We start from the raw sequence: 13,726 nt of genomic DNA on the forward strand, positions 1-13,726 counted from the left end.
GGCGGCGGCGGGTTAGATACCCGCCGGGAGGTCAGAGTCGCCGAGCGCCTCCGACAGCACGTCGGGACCCGCCTCGTACCGATTCACGGGGTCGAGCACGTTGCTCTCCCACTCCTCGTCGTACGTGACGGTGCCCCAGATGGACGCGACCGTCGCCTGGTTCGTCTCGCTGAACTGGTAGTCGCCGACGGGGCCCGAGTGCTCCATGCCGGTGAACTCGTCGACGAGCGCGTCGGGCTCCGTGCTCCCGGCCGACTCGATCGCTTCCTTGTACAGGTAGAGGGCCCGATACGCGCCCTCTGCGTTGTACGTCGGGAGCGACTCGTACTCCTCGTAGTACGCCTCGCGGAACGAGTTGTTCGCCTCGGTGTCGGGGACGAACGGATCGTACCGCGTGGAGGCGTACTCCCCCTCCGGGAGCGGGCTGCCGTCGCTCGGGTAGTCCGTTCCCATCCCGACGCTGAACAGCGTGTGGTCGATCTGGTCGAACCAGCCCGCGCTCTCTGCCTGCCCGATGAACGTCGTGAGGTCGGCCCCCCACAGCGGGGTGAGCACCGCGTCCGGGTCGGCGTCGAGGATGGAGCTGATGAACGGGGTGTAGTCGCTCGTCTCCAGCGCCGGGAACTGTTCGGCCGTGAACTCGGCCTCGACGCCGAGCCCGTCGCAGTACGCCTGGAAGTAGTCCCACGTCTCGTACCCGAACGCGTAGTCCGGGCCGATGGTGGCCCACTCGGTCGCGTCGAGGTTCTCGGCGACCCGCGCGGCCCCGTAGATGTCCTGTGCGAGGCTGTTGGAGTCGCGGAACACGTACTCGTTCCCGACGGAGTCCTCGTGTTCGCCCTGCGGCGAGGTGACGAACGGGGTCGCCGCGTGCGTGATCATGAACGGCATCTGGAGCTGCGAGATCTGCGGCGCGACGGCCTGCGCGACGCCGCTGGAGTCGAGCCCGAACAGCCCGTCGACGTTGTCCTCCTGAACGAGGCTGCGGATCTGCTGGATCGCCGTGTCGCCGCTCGCCTCGGTGTCGCGGACGATCACCTCGACGTCGCGGCCGTCGATGCCGCCGTTGTCGTTGATCTCCGACACCGCGAAGTCGATCCCGCGCTCGGCCTCTTCGCCGTACAGCGACGCGAACCCGGAGAGGATGTACGCTGCGCCGAGCGTCACGGGCCCGCCGTCGCCGCCGCCCCCGCCGGAACAGCCGGCGAGCCCGACGGCCGCGCCCGCGCCGGCGGCCTGAAGGAACCGCCGCCGTCCGACCGGCGACCGGCTCCCCGAACTCGTCTCAGCGGCGTCGGCCTGTTTATACTTGTTTCCGGTATCGCTGTCTTCGGTTACCATTGTTAACAATCGTCCGTGAGTGTCGCTCCCCACATAAATATGCGGGTCTATGACATACATGCGTGTTGGGTAATTTATGATTCTCCCGAGACCCCCGGCCCGGACCCGAATCGACCGGGCCGAACGCGGGAGTCGGCCGCCGGTCTTCCGGCGTGACTACTATTACAACGACTGTACAACGTTCACACACCCCTCATGAACGTGGTAAACCCGACGACCGGAGCGCAGATCGAAACGTACAACGAACACGACGCGGACGACGTCGAGGCGGCGTTAGGCCGGTCGGTTCGGGCGTTCGAGGACTGGCGGACGCGCCCGCTCCGGGACCGCGAGCGGCTGCTCGCGAACGCGGCGGACGTGCTCAGAGAGAACAAGCGGCGGTACGCCGAGACGATGACGCGGGAGATGGGGAAGCCGATCTCGCAGGCGGTCGGCGAGGTCGAGAAGTGCGCGTGGGTCTGCGACCACTACGCGGAGCACGCGGGCGCGTACCTCGAGGCGGACCACCACCCGAGCCCGCCGGGCTCGACGGTCAAGACCGAGCACGAGCCCCTCGGTCCCGTCCTCGCGGTGATGCCGTGGAACTTCCCGTTCTGGCAGGTGTTCCGCTTCGCCGCGCCGTACCTCACGGCCGGGAACGTGGGAATTCTCAAGCACGCGTCGAACGTGCCCGGCTGCGCGCTCGCCATCGAGGAGGTGTTCCGCGAGGCCGGCTACCCCGAGGACGTCTTCCAGACGCTTCTGATCCCCTCGGACCTCGTCGACGACCTCCTGACGGACGACCGCGTCCGGGCCGCGACGCTGACCGGGAGCGGGCCGGCCGGGCGCGCGGTCGCTGCGAGCGCCGGCGACCAGCTCAAGAAGACGGTCCTCGAACTCGGCGGGAGCGACCCGTTCGTCGTCCTCGACGACGCCGACGTCGCGGCCGCGGCCGAGACGGGCGCGTGGGCGCGGAACCTGAACGGGGGGCAGTCGTGCATCGCCGCGAAGCGCTTCGTCGTTCACACGGACGTGTACGACGCGTTCCTCGACGCGCTGGTCGACGAGATCGACGGGCTCGTCGTCGGCGACCCGACCGACGAGGCGACCGACGTCGGGCCGCAGGCGCGGGCGGACCTCATGGAGTCGCTCCACGAGCAGGTGACGGCGAGCGTCGACGCGGGCGCGACGCTCGTGACCGGCGGCGAGCCCCTCGATAGGGAGGGGGCGTTCTACCCGCCGACCGTCCTGACCGACGTCCCCGAGGGCTGCCCCGTCGACACCGAGGAGACGTTCGGGCCGGTGGCCACGGTGTACGAGGTCGACGACGAGGAGGCGGCGATCGAGACGGCCAACGACACCGATTTCGGGCTCGGCGCGAGCGTCTGGACCGAGGACCGCGACCGCGGCGAGCGCGTGGCGAGCCGCATCGACGCGGGCTGCGTGTACGTGAACCAGCTCGTGAAGTCCGACCCGCGGGTCCCGTTCGGCGGCGTCAGGGACTCGGGCTACGGTCGGGAGCTCTCCGAGGCCGGGATCAAGGAGTTCGTCAACCGCAAGACCGTCTGGGTCGAGTGACGGGAGTGACCCCATCGAAGGGTAGTTACCCTCCGGGCGGCACGCTGGGGTATGGAGACGGCACTCGTCATCCTCGACGGCTGGGGGCTCGGCGACCACGACCGCCGCGACGCCGTGAAGGCGGCCGACACGCCGACGTTCGACGCGGCGACGGAGCGCGGGGCCGACGGCCGCCTCGTCGTCCACGGGCGGCGCGTGGGGCTCCCCGAGGGACAGATGGGGAACTCCGAGGTCGGCCACCTCAACATCGGCGCCGGGCGGGTAGTCAAACAGGCGTACACCCGGATCACGGACGCGCTCGCGGAGGGGTCGCTCTCGGACAACGACGCGATCGCGGCCGCGCTCGACCACGCGAAATCGACCGGCGGCCGGGTCCACTTCATGGGGCTCGTCTCGGACGGCGGCGTCCACTCCGACGTCGAGCACCTGCTCGCGCTGATCGACGCCGCGGCCGACGCGGGCGTGCCCGCGACGAGCCACGCGTTCACCGACGGGCGCGACACGGCCCCGGAGATCGCCGACGGGTTCCTCGCCGACGTGACCGCGAAGGCCGACGAGCGCGGCACCGGCCACGTCGCGACCGTGACCGGCCGCTACCACGCGATGGACCGCGACGAGAACTGGGAGCGGACGAAGAAGGCGTACGACGCGATCGTCGAGCGCGAGGCCCCGCACGAGGCCGAGAGCGCGGTCGCGGCCGCCCGCGAGGCCCACGCCCGCGGCGAGACGGACGAGTTCGTCGAGCCGACGCTCGTCGCGGACGAGCCCGGGATCGACGATGGCGACGCCGTGATCTTCTTCAACTTCCGCGCGGACCGCGCCCGCCAGCTCGTCCGGATGCTCACCGACACCCGGCCGGAGTGGGAGTTCGACCTCGACCAGCCCGAGATCCGCATGACGACGATGACCGAGTACGACGAGACGTTCGACTTCCCGGTCGCGTTCCCGCCGGAGATCCCGGCGAACACGATCGGCGAGGTCGTCGCGGACGCCGGCGGCACGCAGCTCCGGATCGCGGAGTCCGAAAAGTACCCCCACGTCACCTACTTCCTCAACGGCGGCCGCGAGGTGGAGTTCCCCGGCGAGATGCGGATCATCGTCGAGAGCCCGGACGTGCCGACCTACGACCTCCAGCCGGAGATGTCCGCCCCCGAGGTGACCGACGAGGCCGTCGAGACGATCGCCTCCGACGACCCGGACCTGCTCGTGTTGAACTACGCGAACCCGGACATGGTGGGCCACACCGGCGACTTCGACGCGGCCGTCGAGGCGGTCGAGGCCGTCGACGAACAGCTCGACCGGCTGCTCGACGCCGTCGCTGACGCAGGCGCGCACGCGGTCGTCACCGCCGACCACGGCAACGCCGACGACATGGGCACGGCCGAGGACCCCCACACCGCCCACACGTACAATCCGGTCCCGTTCGTCTACCTGACGCCCGACGGCGACGACGGGGGACGCAGGGTCCGCGAGGGCGGGTCGCTCTGCGACATCGCGCCGACCCTGCTCGACCTGATGGACCGCGACCGGCCGGCGGAGATGACCGGCGAGAGCCTGCTCGAAAATAAACGATAAACTTCGGATCGATTCTCGCTCGTTCCACGGCGTTTTAATACACCGACTCGCCTGTTATCTTTCATGACAGACGAGACCACGCCGGTGATCGCGGCCGCCTACCGAACGCCGCAGGGGAAAGACGGCGGCGTCTACGAAGACGTCCGCAGCGAGGACCTCTCGACGACGCTCATCGACCATGCCCTCGAAGAGACGGGGCTGACCAGCGACCACGTCGACGACCTGATGTGGGGCGTCGCCCAGCAGCGCACCGAGCAGGACAACAACGTCGCGCGCGTCATCGCGCTCCTCTCCGAGCTGGGCGAGTCGGTGCCCGCGACCTCGATCAACCGCTGGTGCGCCTCCTCGATGCAGGCGATCATCTCGGCGTCCGACGCGGTCGCCGCGGGCAACCGCGACTGTATCATCGCGGGCGGCGTCGAGAACATGAGCCGCGTCCCGATGGACGGCGACTCCTACGAGCACCTCCACCCCGAGCTGTCCGAGGAGTACAACATCTTCCAGCTGCAGATGGGGATGACCGCCGAGAAGGTGGCCGAGGAGTACGACGTGAGCCGCGAGGCGCAAGACGAGTACGCGGCCCGCAGCCACCAGCGCGCCGCGGAGGCGACCGAGTCGGGCCGCTTCGACGACGAGATCGTCCCCGTCGAGACCGACGACGGGCTCGTCGAGGAGGACGAGGGGATCCGCCCGGACACGACGGCCGAGAAGCTCGCCGACCTGCCGCCGGCGTTCACCGGGGACGGCAGCGTCACCGCGGGGAACTCCTCGCAGATCTCCGACGGCGCGTCGCTGACGGTGGTCACGAGCAAGGCGTTCGCCGAAGAGCACGGCCTCGACGTGCTCGCCGAGGTCGGCACGAACAACGTCGCCGGCGTCGACCCCACCGTCATGGGGATCGGCCCGGTGCCCGCCACGCGCGGCCTCCTCGAACGCGCCGGCACCGACATCGACGACTACGACCTCGTCGAACTGAACGAGGCGTTCGCCTCCCAGTGCGAGTACTCCCGGCGCGAGCTCGGTATCGACGAGGAGATCTACAACGTCAACGGCGGCGCCATCGCGCTCGGCCACCCGCTCGGCGCCTCGGGCGCCCGGCTCCCCGTCACGCTGCTCCACGAGATGCAAAAGCAGGACGCCGAGCGCGGCCTCGCGACGCTCTGCGTCGGCTTCGGGCAGGGCGCTGCGATCGAGTTCATGCGGTAGACGAAGCAGAAATCGGATTTTTCAGCGGTGGCGCGTGCCTCCGAGTGGCCGCCGAAGGCGGCCGCGAGGAGCACGCGCGAGGGAGTCGCGAGCGCTTTTAAGCGCGAGCGACGAGGCTGGGGAGGTATGAGGCTGCGGTTGCGGTGCTGGGGCGGGAATCGAAGGGGCGGTCGCGAGGCGGGCGCAGGCGACGTAAGGACCGCAAGGAACGAGCGAAGCGAGTGACTGAGGACCGCAGCGAGCGTGCGCCCGCCTCGCGACCGGGGCTTCGGGAGCGTTCGTGTCGATCGGCTATTTATAAAATCAACTGTCGGGCGGTCGATCGACTGATGTTTCGCCGACTTACTCGTCGCCGTGCGTGAAGCCGCGGTCGGGGAGGGGTTCGCCGTCGGCGAGGACGGGCTGGTCTCCCTCATCACGCTCCTCAACCACCGTCCCGATCCGGGTGAACCCGGACGGACACGCTTCTTCGACCTCATCAACCTCTGCTTCCGGCACCGCACAGACCAACTCGAAGTCCTCGCCGAAGTGCGCGGCGAGCTCGAACCGCTCCGCCGTATCCTCGGCAACCTCCTCGACCGCCGGGTGGACCGGAACCGCGTCCCGCTCGATCTCGATCCCGACCCCGCTCGCCTCCGCGAGCTGGTGACACGACCGAGCCAGCCCGTCCGAGGAGTCCATCATCGCGGTCGCGCTCGGAGCGAGCGCGAGCCCGTCGGCCACCCGCGGCGTGAACCGGAACAGCTCGTTGGCGCGCTCGACCGCCTCGTCGGAGTCCTTTTTAAATAGCCGCAGCGCCGCCGCGGACCGCCCCCACTCGCCGGTGACGCAGAGCGCGTCGCCCGGCCGCGCCCCGTCGCGGGTGACGGGGCCGGACTCGGTCACGTCCCCGATCGCGGTGGTCGCCGTCGTGAACTCGACGTGCTCGTCGAGGTCGCCGCCGACGTACTCCGCGTCGACCGCCTCGCAGACGTCGACCGCGCCCGCGACGAACCGAGTCAGTTCCTCGCGGTCGAACACCTCGTCGGCGTAGACGGCGACCGCGGCCCGCGCGGCCGCGCCCATCGCGGCGACGTCCGAGAGCGACGCGCCCACCGCGCGCCAGCCGGCGGTGTACCGCGTCGTCCCGGGCGGGAAGTCGGTCCGCTCGTGGAGCATGTCCGTCGTGATGACCGTCCCGTCGACGACGGCTGCGTCGTCGCCCGCGGCTGGGAGGTCGGCGGCGATGGCTCGGAGGGCGTCGCGCTCGTTCACTACCCGAATCTCCGCGCGTGGACCCAATAAGCGATCGGTCCGGGCGACGGGCGACGTCGACGTCGGCGGCCCACGAACCCGGGGCGGCCGCCCCGTCCGTGTTCCGTGTTGCCATGAAACATTTAAACGGGCAATACACATTAACGAATATTATCATTATCAATCACTATGTTTAATATCCTCCTCCGATTTCCTCCGTTCGCAATGGCAGTACCCGTACACGGACACGCAGCGACCCGACGCACGGACTCGATCACCAGACGACCGCCGCAACCGCCCACACGACCCGATGACGACACCTAACGACACGCCCGACGACACGACCCGACGCACAGACGGCACGACCGACACGGACTCGACGACCCGCTCCGACCGCCGGACCGAGTCGACCTCGACGACTACTTCTCCGCGGACGATCCCCGGCCGGACCCCGCTCACCGAGGAGGCCGGCGCGCCGCTGGTCCCGACGATCACGACCCGGCGAGCGACGGAGACGCGAACAGCCGGCTCGCCGCCGCAGACCGACAGCCGGCCGCCGACCGACAGCCGGCAGCCGACCGACACCTCGCAGCCGACGGCGACCGACACCCGTCGGCCGACCCGCCCGCCGACGGACGGCGAGCGCGACGCGCCGCTCGTCCCCGACCTGCGTCCCGCCTCGCGGACGCGGACGGACGGGGGGTCCCGATGACGGCGAACGCGACGCGCCGCCCCGTCCCGATGGCGGGCACCGGTGACGGCCCGCGACCGGACTCCACGACGTTCGTGCCCACCGCGCGCACGGACGGCGAACGCTGCGCCGACAGCCGTCCCGCCGACGAGCGCCGCGCCGACAGCCGTCCCGCCGACGAGCGCCGCGCCGACCGACGCTCCACCGACGGCCGCCGCGCCGCGTCGAACCGCACCGCAGCCGACGACTCCACGCTGTAATCCGATGAATCCCAACGAACTCGACGACGACGTCTTCGACAGAGATATCGACAACCCGGCCGGCCGGAAGCTCCGCCAGCTGTTCGACGAGCAGGAGTACACGTTCGCGCCCGGGATCTACCACGCGCTCGACGCTCGCCTCGCGGAGATGGCCGGGCTCGACGCGGCGTACATGAGCGGCTACTCGACCGTCCTCGGCCAGTTCGGCTTCCCCGACCTGGAGATGGTCACCATGTCGGAGATGGTCGAGAACGCCAAGCGCATGGTCGAGGCGACGAACCTCCCGGTCGTCGCCGACTGCGACACCGGCTACGGCGGCGTCCACAACGTCCGGCGCGCGGTCCGCGAGTACGAGAAGGCCGGCGTCGCCGCGGTCCACATCGAGGACCAGACCTCGCCGAAGCGCTGCGGCCACATCGCGGGCAAGCAGATCGTCTCCCGCGAGCAGGCCCGCTCGCGCTTCGAGGCGGCGGTCGACGCCAAGCAGAGCGAGGACACCGTCATCATCGCCCGCACCGACGCGTACGGCTCCGCGAACGGCGACTGGGAGGAGCACCTCGAACGCGGCCGTATCTACGCCGACGCCGGCGTCGACCTCGTCTGGCCCGAGATGCCCGACCCGTCCCGCGAGGACGCGGTCGAGTACGCCGAGACGATCCACGAGACGCACCCGGACCTCGACCTCGCGTTCAACTACTCCTCCTCGTTCGAGTGGGGCGCCGAGGAGGATCCGCTCACCTTCGAAGAACTGGGCGACCTCGGCTACCAGTACATCTTCATCACGCTGTACGGGCTCCACTCCGGCGCCCACGCCGCTTACGAGGACTTCGCGAACATCGCCGAGAACGACGAGGAGGCGCAGTTCGACCTCGAAGAGCGGTACATCGGCCACGAGACCGAGAGCCACCACGAGCTCTCCTTCGTCCCGCGGTACCAGGACATCGAGGCCGAGTTCGACCCCGAGGCGCGACAGCGCCAAGAGGAGTCGGCCGGCTTCACCGAAGACGAGAACGACCCGATCACGGCCTCGGAGGGCGACGACTGATGGGCGGGCCGGAAGACGTCACGCTCCGGCGGAGCCAGCTCGCCACGCCGGGCTCCGACCCGGAGATGATCGAACGGGCGCCCGACTCCGGCGCCGACGAGGCGTTCCTCGACCTCGAGGACTCCGTCGCGCCCTCGGCGAAGGTCGACGCCCGCGAGAACGTCATCGAGGGGCTGATCGAGTACGACTGGTCGGACACCCGGCCCTGCTACCGGATGAACGGCGTCGACACTCGGTGGTTCTACGACGACGTGATCGAGGTCGTCGGCCGCGCCGGCGAGCACCTCGACACGATCATGGTGCCGATGGCGAACAACCCGGAGACGGTCGCCACCGTCGCCAACCTGCTGACGCAGGTCGAGGAGAACAACGACCTGCCGGTCGGCGAGATCGGCCTCCAGGCGCAGATCGAGTCGCCGGAGGCGATGACGAAGGTCGCCGACATCGCCCGCGCCAGCGACCGCCTGGAGTCGCTCGTGTTCGGCCCCGGCGACTACACCGCCAACGTCGGCGCCGCCGGCCTCACGATCGGCTCCGGCGGCGGTTACCCCGGCCACTACTGGCACTACCAGCTCGCGCGCATCGCCCACGCCGCGAAGGCACAGGGCCTTCAGGTGATCGACGGCCCGTACGCCGAGATCGAGGACGCGGAGGGGTTCCGCGACTCCTGTCGCTGGGCGAGCCAGCTCGGCTGTAACGGCAAGTGGGCGATCCACCCGAGCCAGATCGGGCCCGCCAACGAGACGTTCGCGCCCTCGCCCGAGGAGGCCGAGAAGGCCCGCCGGATCGTCGACGCCTACGCGGAGGCGAAAGAGCAGGGCAAAGGCGCCGTCTCGGTCGACGGCGAGATGGTCGACGAGGCGACCGACAAGATGGCCCGCGGCATCGTCGCGCGCGCCGAGCAGGCGGGGATCCTGTAGGCCGGGACGCTCCGAGGTCGTCGCGGCACTCGGGCATCCTTTTTCGCCGGGCGCTCGCCGGGCGCTCGCCGGTATCGTCACTCCGAAATCGCTGCTCCGAGAACGTTACTCCGCGATCGCGCCGAGCTCCCGCAGCTCGTCGATGTCCCCGTCGCCGTAGCCGTACTCGCGGAGGACCGACTCCGTGTGTTCGCCGAGCGCGGGCGGGTGGCGGCGGACCGTCGTCGGCGTCCGCGAGAAGTGCATCGGCGACCCGGGGAACCGCACCGTGCCCGCGGTCGGGTGCTCGGCCTCTTCGAGCATCCCGCGCGCCTCGATCTGGGGGTCGTCGAACACCTCGCCCACGTCGCGGACGCGGCTCGCGGGCACGTCGTGGTCGTCCAGCCGCTCGACCGCCTCGTCGGTCGTCATCGCCGCGAACGTCTCCGCTAACTCGGCGTCGAGCTCGTCGCGGTTCCGGACGCGCCCCTCGTTCTCCTCGTACCGCTCGTCGGCGAGCAGGTCGGGGCGGTCGATGGCCTCGCACAGCGGCGGCCAGAACCGGTCGGACGAGCAGGCGACGACGACGTAGTCGTCCGCCGTCTCGTACGCCCGATAGGGGACGATGTTCGGGTGTTTGCTCCCCATCCGGCCCGGCGGCTCGCCGCTGGCGAAGTAGTTCGTCGCCATGTAGCTGGTCCAGGCGGCCTGCCCGTCGAGCAGGCTCACGTCGATCTTCTGCCCGCTTCCGTCGCCGAGCTCGCGTTCGAGCAGCGCCGCGAGGATCGCCTGCGTCGCGTACATGCCGGCGCCGACGTCGGCGAGCGCGACTCCGATCCGGACCGGCGGGCCGCCCTCGACGCCCGTGAACGACATGAACCCGCCCCGCGCCTGCATCATGATGTCGTACGCGGGCTTGTCGCGGTCGGGGCCCCACTCGCCGTAGCCGGAGATGCCGCAGTAGACGAGCCCGGGGTTCTCCTCGACGAGGTCGCCGTAGCCGAGCTCCCACTCCTCCGTCTTGCCGACCCGGAAGTTCTCGACGAGGACGTCCGCCTCGCGCGCGATATCGCGGACGACCGCGCGGCCCGCCTCGGTCGTCAGGTCCAGCTGGATCGAGCGCTTGTTGCGGTTGACGCTGACGTAGTAGGCGCTCTCGGCGCCGTCCTCGGTCTCGTCGCTCTCGCCATCCTCGCCGTCGCCTTTTCGCCCCTCGCCGCCGTCGCCCTTGCTGAACGCCGGCGGGACCCACGTCCGCGTCTGGTCGCCCGGGCCGGGCCGCTCGACCTTGATCACCTCCGCGCCGAGGTCGCCGAGCTGCATCGTACAGAACGGCCCGACGAGTACGCGCGAGAGGTCCAGCACCGTGACGCCGTCCAGCGGCCCCGTGTCGCTCTCGGGCTCGCGCGCCTCACCGACCACGCAGTATCGCCTCCGCGGACCGTCGCCGTATCCGGTTCATGCGATCCGGCTCAACCGCCGGGGTAGTGAGTGTTGCGGCGCGGTGGTGGTAATGAAAAACAGGGATGGGCGGCCGGATCAGGCCGGGAGGGTGTCGATACCGTTGATCTCGACGTAGCCGTACTCGCAGTCGGGGCAGCGCCACTTCGTCTTCTCGCCGAGGTGGAGCGTCATCGCCGCGGTCCGGTAGAACGAACGGGTCTCGCCGCACGCGGGACAGTCCACGTCCTTTTCGAGCGCCATGCGCGCCGATCGGTCCGGGGCGGTGTTGAACCTACTGATTCGCGTGAGACCGACTCACCACACCGGCGCGAGCAGCAGCGCGACCGTCGCCGAGATGAAGACCAGCTTCAGGGCGGTGTTGACGACGATCACCTTCGTCCCGAACGACGCGCCCCAGATCCCGTACTGGAAGGGGATCGAGCGCCGGAACGTCGAGACGGCAAAGGAGAGGATACTTCCGATGAGCAGCGACGCGACCGCGGTGCGAGTGGTGAAGGTTCCGGCCTCGGTCCCGGCCAGCGTCGCCGCGCCCGCGGTCGTGTCGAGCGTGAACACGGCGATGACGGGAACCGCCTCGCCCGGCAGCCCCAGCACCCCCGTGATCGGTTCGGCGACGCTCGTCAGCGCGGTCACGTCGTACGTCGTGACGAGCCAGATGACGAGCGTGTACACGACCGCGAGCCGCGGGACGATCCGGCGGAGGGTGCTCCACGACTTCTCGGCCGCGTCACGGACGCGCTCGCGGTCGGTGCGGTCGTCGGCCTCGGGGCCGGTCGCGTCGACGTCGGCGAGCGCGGAGCGGTCGACGTTCGCCTCCGAGAGGAGGAGGCCGCCCGCGACGACGCCCGTGACGGTGATTACCAGCGCGATGCCGGCGCGCGCGCCGACGTAGACGGCGCCGGTCGTGACCCCGAGGATCGGGATCAACACCGGGACGTAGTAGGTGAAGACGTGCTGGACGAAGCCGAAGAACGTGTTCATCACCACGGCGACGAGCGTCGCGCGGTCGTCGAGCAGGCCCGCCTCGCGGTACTCCGCCAGCGTGGCGTAGCCCGCGGTCGTCGACGCCGCGGTCGTGAGGATCGCCGTGCCGACCTCGTCGGGGAGGTTCGCCGGCCGCGTGAGCCACCCCGCGAGCCCGGCGACGTACCGGACTAAGCCGAACGCGACGGCGACGTTGGCGGCGAAGACGCCGCCCGCGATGAACGCCGTGATCCGGGCCAGCCGGGGGACCACGTCCGCGAGCAGCGTCGCGAGGTCGGCGGCGACCGATTGCACGGATCAATGTAGGGGAGGGCCGGCCAAATGGCCGTCGGAACGCGCGGGCGTTCCCGGGGCGTCGGAACGCGCGACGGTGCCCGAGCCCGGGACGGGAGCGCCGGCGCGCGGGGCTTATGACCCGCCGCGGAGAACGCCCTCCCGATGGCTCCCGCCGAGGACGACATCTCGATCGACGAAAAGCGCGTGTACGCGGGCAGCGCCGGCCGCACCGACGCCTACGTCGCGACGGGGACCGGGATCGTCCGCGTCTCGCTGTCGGCCGACAAGATCGGCGCGTTCGACATGGTCGCGCGCGACGCGGCCCGCGACGTCGCCGTCCTCGCGCGCGGCGAGGGGGCGGACCTCGTCGCCGCCGCGACTCCGGACGGGCTCTCGGTCGCCGCGGTCGGGGACGATCCCGACTTCGAGCCGGTCGACGACGAGCCGGCGGTCGCGGTCGGCGTGGGGAAGGGCCGTGACGGCGGTGACATCCTCGTCGCGCGTGAGGACGGCGCGATCGAGCGCGTCGCGTTCGAGGACGGCGGGACGGCGGTCGCGTCGACAGCGCGGCTGGGCTCCGTGGCGGAGCCGCGCGCGGTCGACGGCGCGCTCGTCGCGGGCGCTGAGGGGGTCTACCGGGTCGATGCGGGGAGGCTCACCGACGTCGGCCTCGACGATGCGCGAGACGTAGCCGGGTCCGGGATGCCGCTCGCCGCGACCGGTGCGGGGCTCTACTGGCTCGGCAACGGCTGGATGACGGTCCGGGAGGGCGTCGCGGACGCGGTCGCGGCCGACGGCGACGGCCACGCGATGGCGGTCGTCGACGGCGATCTGTTGGTTCACTCGGGTGCGGGCGGTGAGTGGGGGGACGAGACGTGGGGAGTCACCGATCTACCCGTGGACGAGACGGCGGTAGCGCTCGGGTACGGGCCCGGTGTGTCGGTGGCGGTCACTGACGCCGGGACGCTCTGCGTCGACGCCGGCGACGGCTGGCGCCACCAAGTGGTCGGCGTCCGGGACGTGAACGGCGTGGCGCTCGCGGTCGTGGAATGAGTTGGAGATACTGTGTGGAGCGCCCCGAAATCTCGATCGTTCGCTTATAAATCATCGCTAGCAGATCGACGACGCTCTCCGATGTCCTGGCCGATGGTGTATAAATAACTGACCGCGGGTCGGCGGTAAACACCTCCAAAGC

13 protein-coding genes are annotated in these 13,726 nt (G+C 70.2%); 8 read left to right on the plus strand and 5 right to left on the minus strand.

The genetic code is table 11. The features are described from left to right. Nucleotides 1-12: 12 nt before the first annotated feature. Nucleotides 13-1,341, minus strand: a complete 1,329-nt coding sequence (locus DVK07_RS09310) for an ABC transporter substrate-binding protein (protein ID WP_121596796.1) — start codon at nt 1,339-1,341, stop codon at nt 13-15. 195 nt (nt 1,342-1,536) lie between these two features. Between DVK07_RS09310 and DVK07_RS09315 the strand changes: the two genes are divergently transcribed. From DVK07_RS09315 to DVK07_RS09325, 3 genes are all read left to right on the plus strand, one after another. Then, nucleotides 1,537-2,898, plus strand: a complete 1,362-nt coding sequence (locus DVK07_RS09315; protein WP_121596797.1) for an NAD-dependent succinate-semialdehyde dehydrogenase — start codon at nt 1,537-1,539, stop codon at nt 2,896-2,898. Between the two features lie 51 nt (nt 2,899-2,949). Beyond that, nucleotides 2,950-4,473, plus strand: a complete 1,524-nt coding sequence (gene gpmI, locus DVK07_RS09320) for a 2,3-bisphosphoglycerate-independent phosphoglycerate mutase (protein WP_121596798.1) — start codon at nt 2,950-2,952, stop codon at nt 4,471-4,473. A gap of 63 nt (nt 4,474-4,536) precedes the next feature. Next, a complete protein-coding gene (locus tag DVK07_RS09325; protein WP_121596799.1) occupies nt 4,537-5,679 on the plus strand; it encodes a thiolase family protein in 1,143 nt (380 codons plus the stop codon). A gap of 342 nt (nt 5,680-6,021) precedes the next feature. Here DVK07_RS09325 and thiL read toward each other — a convergent pair whose 3' ends face one another. Then, on the minus strand, nt 6,022-6,933 hold the full coding sequence (thiL, locus tag DVK07_RS09330; RefSeq protein WP_121596800.1) for a thiamine-phosphate kinase: 912 nt from the start codon (nt 6,931-6,933) through the stop codon (nt 6,022-6,024). 289 nt (nt 6,934-7,222) lie between these two features. On the opposite strand from thiL, the gene DVK07_RS09335 reads away from it, so the two are divergent. Genes DVK07_RS09335 through DVK07_RS09350 form a run of 4 tightly spaced genes read left to right on the plus strand, consistent with a single transcriptional unit; the run spans nt 7,223 to nt 9,828 of the window. Continuing rightward, nucleotides 7,223-7,624, plus strand: a complete 402-nt coding sequence (locus tag DVK07_RS09335) for a hypothetical protein (protein ID WP_121596801.1) — start codon at nt 7,223-7,225, stop codon at nt 7,622-7,624. Then, nucleotides 7,621-7,863, plus strand: a complete 243-nt coding sequence (locus DVK07_RS09340; protein WP_121596802.1) for a hypothetical protein — start codon at nt 7,621-7,623, stop codon at nt 7,861-7,863. Before DVK07_RS09335 ends, DVK07_RS09340 begins: the two co-directional genes overlap by 4 nt. Before the next feature lie 4 nt (nt 7,864-7,867). After that, nucleotides 7,868-8,908, plus strand: a complete 1,041-nt coding sequence (gene aceA / locus DVK07_RS09345; protein ID WP_121596803.1) for an isocitrate lyase — start codon at nt 7,868-7,870, stop codon at nt 8,906-8,908. After that, nucleotides 8,908-9,828: a CoA ester lyase gene (locus DVK07_RS09350; protein ID WP_121596804.1), complete on the plus strand. Its 921-nt coding sequence runs from the start codon at nt 8,908-8,910 to the stop codon at nt 9,826-9,828. The genes aceA and DVK07_RS09350 overlap by 1 nt, the downstream gene beginning before the upstream one ends. Nucleotides 9,829-9,933: 105 nt before the next feature. Here DVK07_RS09350 and DVK07_RS09355 read toward each other — a convergent pair whose 3' ends face one another. The 3 genes from DVK07_RS09355 to DVK07_RS09360 all read right to left on the minus strand — a co-directional run bounded on the left by DVK07_RS09355 (nt 9,934) and on the right by DVK07_RS09360 (nt 12,549). Further along, the gene (locus tag DVK07_RS09355) at nt 9,934-11,229 is read right to left on the minus strand and encodes a CaiB/BaiF CoA-transferase family protein (RefSeq protein ID WP_121596805.1); all 1,296 of its coding nucleotides are present in this window, start codon (nt 11,227-11,229) and stop codon (nt 9,934-9,936) included. Between the two features lie 117 nt (nt 11,230-11,346). Beyond that, nucleotides 11,347-11,511 carry a hypothetical protein gene (locus DVK07_RS23280; protein WP_199719457.1) on the minus strand — a complete coding sequence of 55 codons (165 nt, stop codon included), beginning with the start codon at nt 11,509-11,511 and terminating at the stop codon, nt 11,347-11,349. A 54-nt stretch (nt 11,512-11,565) separates the two neighbouring features. Further along, entirely contained in the window at nt 11,566-12,549 is a 984-nt protein-coding gene (locus DVK07_RS09360; RefSeq protein WP_121596806.1) for a nucleoside recognition protein, read from the minus strand. A 144-nt stretch (nt 12,550-12,693) separates the two neighbouring features. Between DVK07_RS09360 and DVK07_RS09365 the strand changes: the two genes are divergently transcribed. Further along, nucleotides 12,694-13,584, plus strand: a complete 891-nt coding sequence (locus tag DVK07_RS09365; protein WP_121596807.1) for a hypothetical protein — start codon at nt 12,694-12,696, stop codon at nt 13,582-13,584. The last annotated feature ends 142 nt before the right edge of the window (nt 13,585-13,726 follow it).

It is taken from the genome of Halorubrum sp. Atlit-26R (assembly GCF_003666015.1).
In the GTDB taxonomy this organism is placed as follows: Archaea; Halobacteriota; Halobacteria; order Halobacteriales; family Haloferacaceae; genus Halorubrum.

Coding starts and splice junctions, on each gene's coding strand:
- DVK07_RS09340 (WP_121596802.1), top strand. CDS start 7,621: ATGACGGCGAACGCGACGCGCCGCCCCGTCCCGATGGCGGGCACCGGT.
- DVK07_RS09350 (WP_121596804.1), top strand. CDS start 8,908: ATGGGCGGGCCGGAAGACGTCACGCTCCGGCGGAGCCAGCTCGCCACG.
- DVK07_RS23280 (WP_199719457.1), bottom strand. CDS start 11,511: ATGGCGCTCGAAAAGGACGTGGACTGTCCCGCGTGCGGCGAGACCCGT.
- aceA (WP_121596803.1), top strand. CDS start 7,868: ATGAATCCCAACGAACTCGACGACGACGTCTTCGACAGAGATATCGAC.
- DVK07_RS09315 (WP_121596797.1), top strand. CDS start 1,537: ATGAACGTGGTAAACCCGACGACCGGAGCGCAGATCGAAACGTACAAC.
- DVK07_RS09335 (WP_121596801.1), top strand. CDS start 7,223: ATGACGACACCTAACGACACGCCCGACGACACGACCCGACGCACAGAC.
- DVK07_RS09325 (WP_121596799.1), top strand. CDS start 4,537: ATGACAGACGAGACCACGCCGGTGATCGCGGCCGCCTACCGAACGCCG.
- DVK07_RS09365 (WP_121596807.1), top strand. CDS start 12,694: ATGGCTCCCGCCGAGGACGACATCTCGATCGACGAAAAGCGCGTGTAC.
- gpmI (WP_121596798.1), top strand. CDS start 2,950: ATGGAGACGGCACTCGTCATCCTCGACGGCTGGGGGCTCGGCGACCAC.
- DVK07_RS09310 (WP_121596796.1), bottom strand. CDS start 1,341: ATGGTAACCGAAGACAGCGATACCGGAAACAAGTATAAACAGGCCGAC.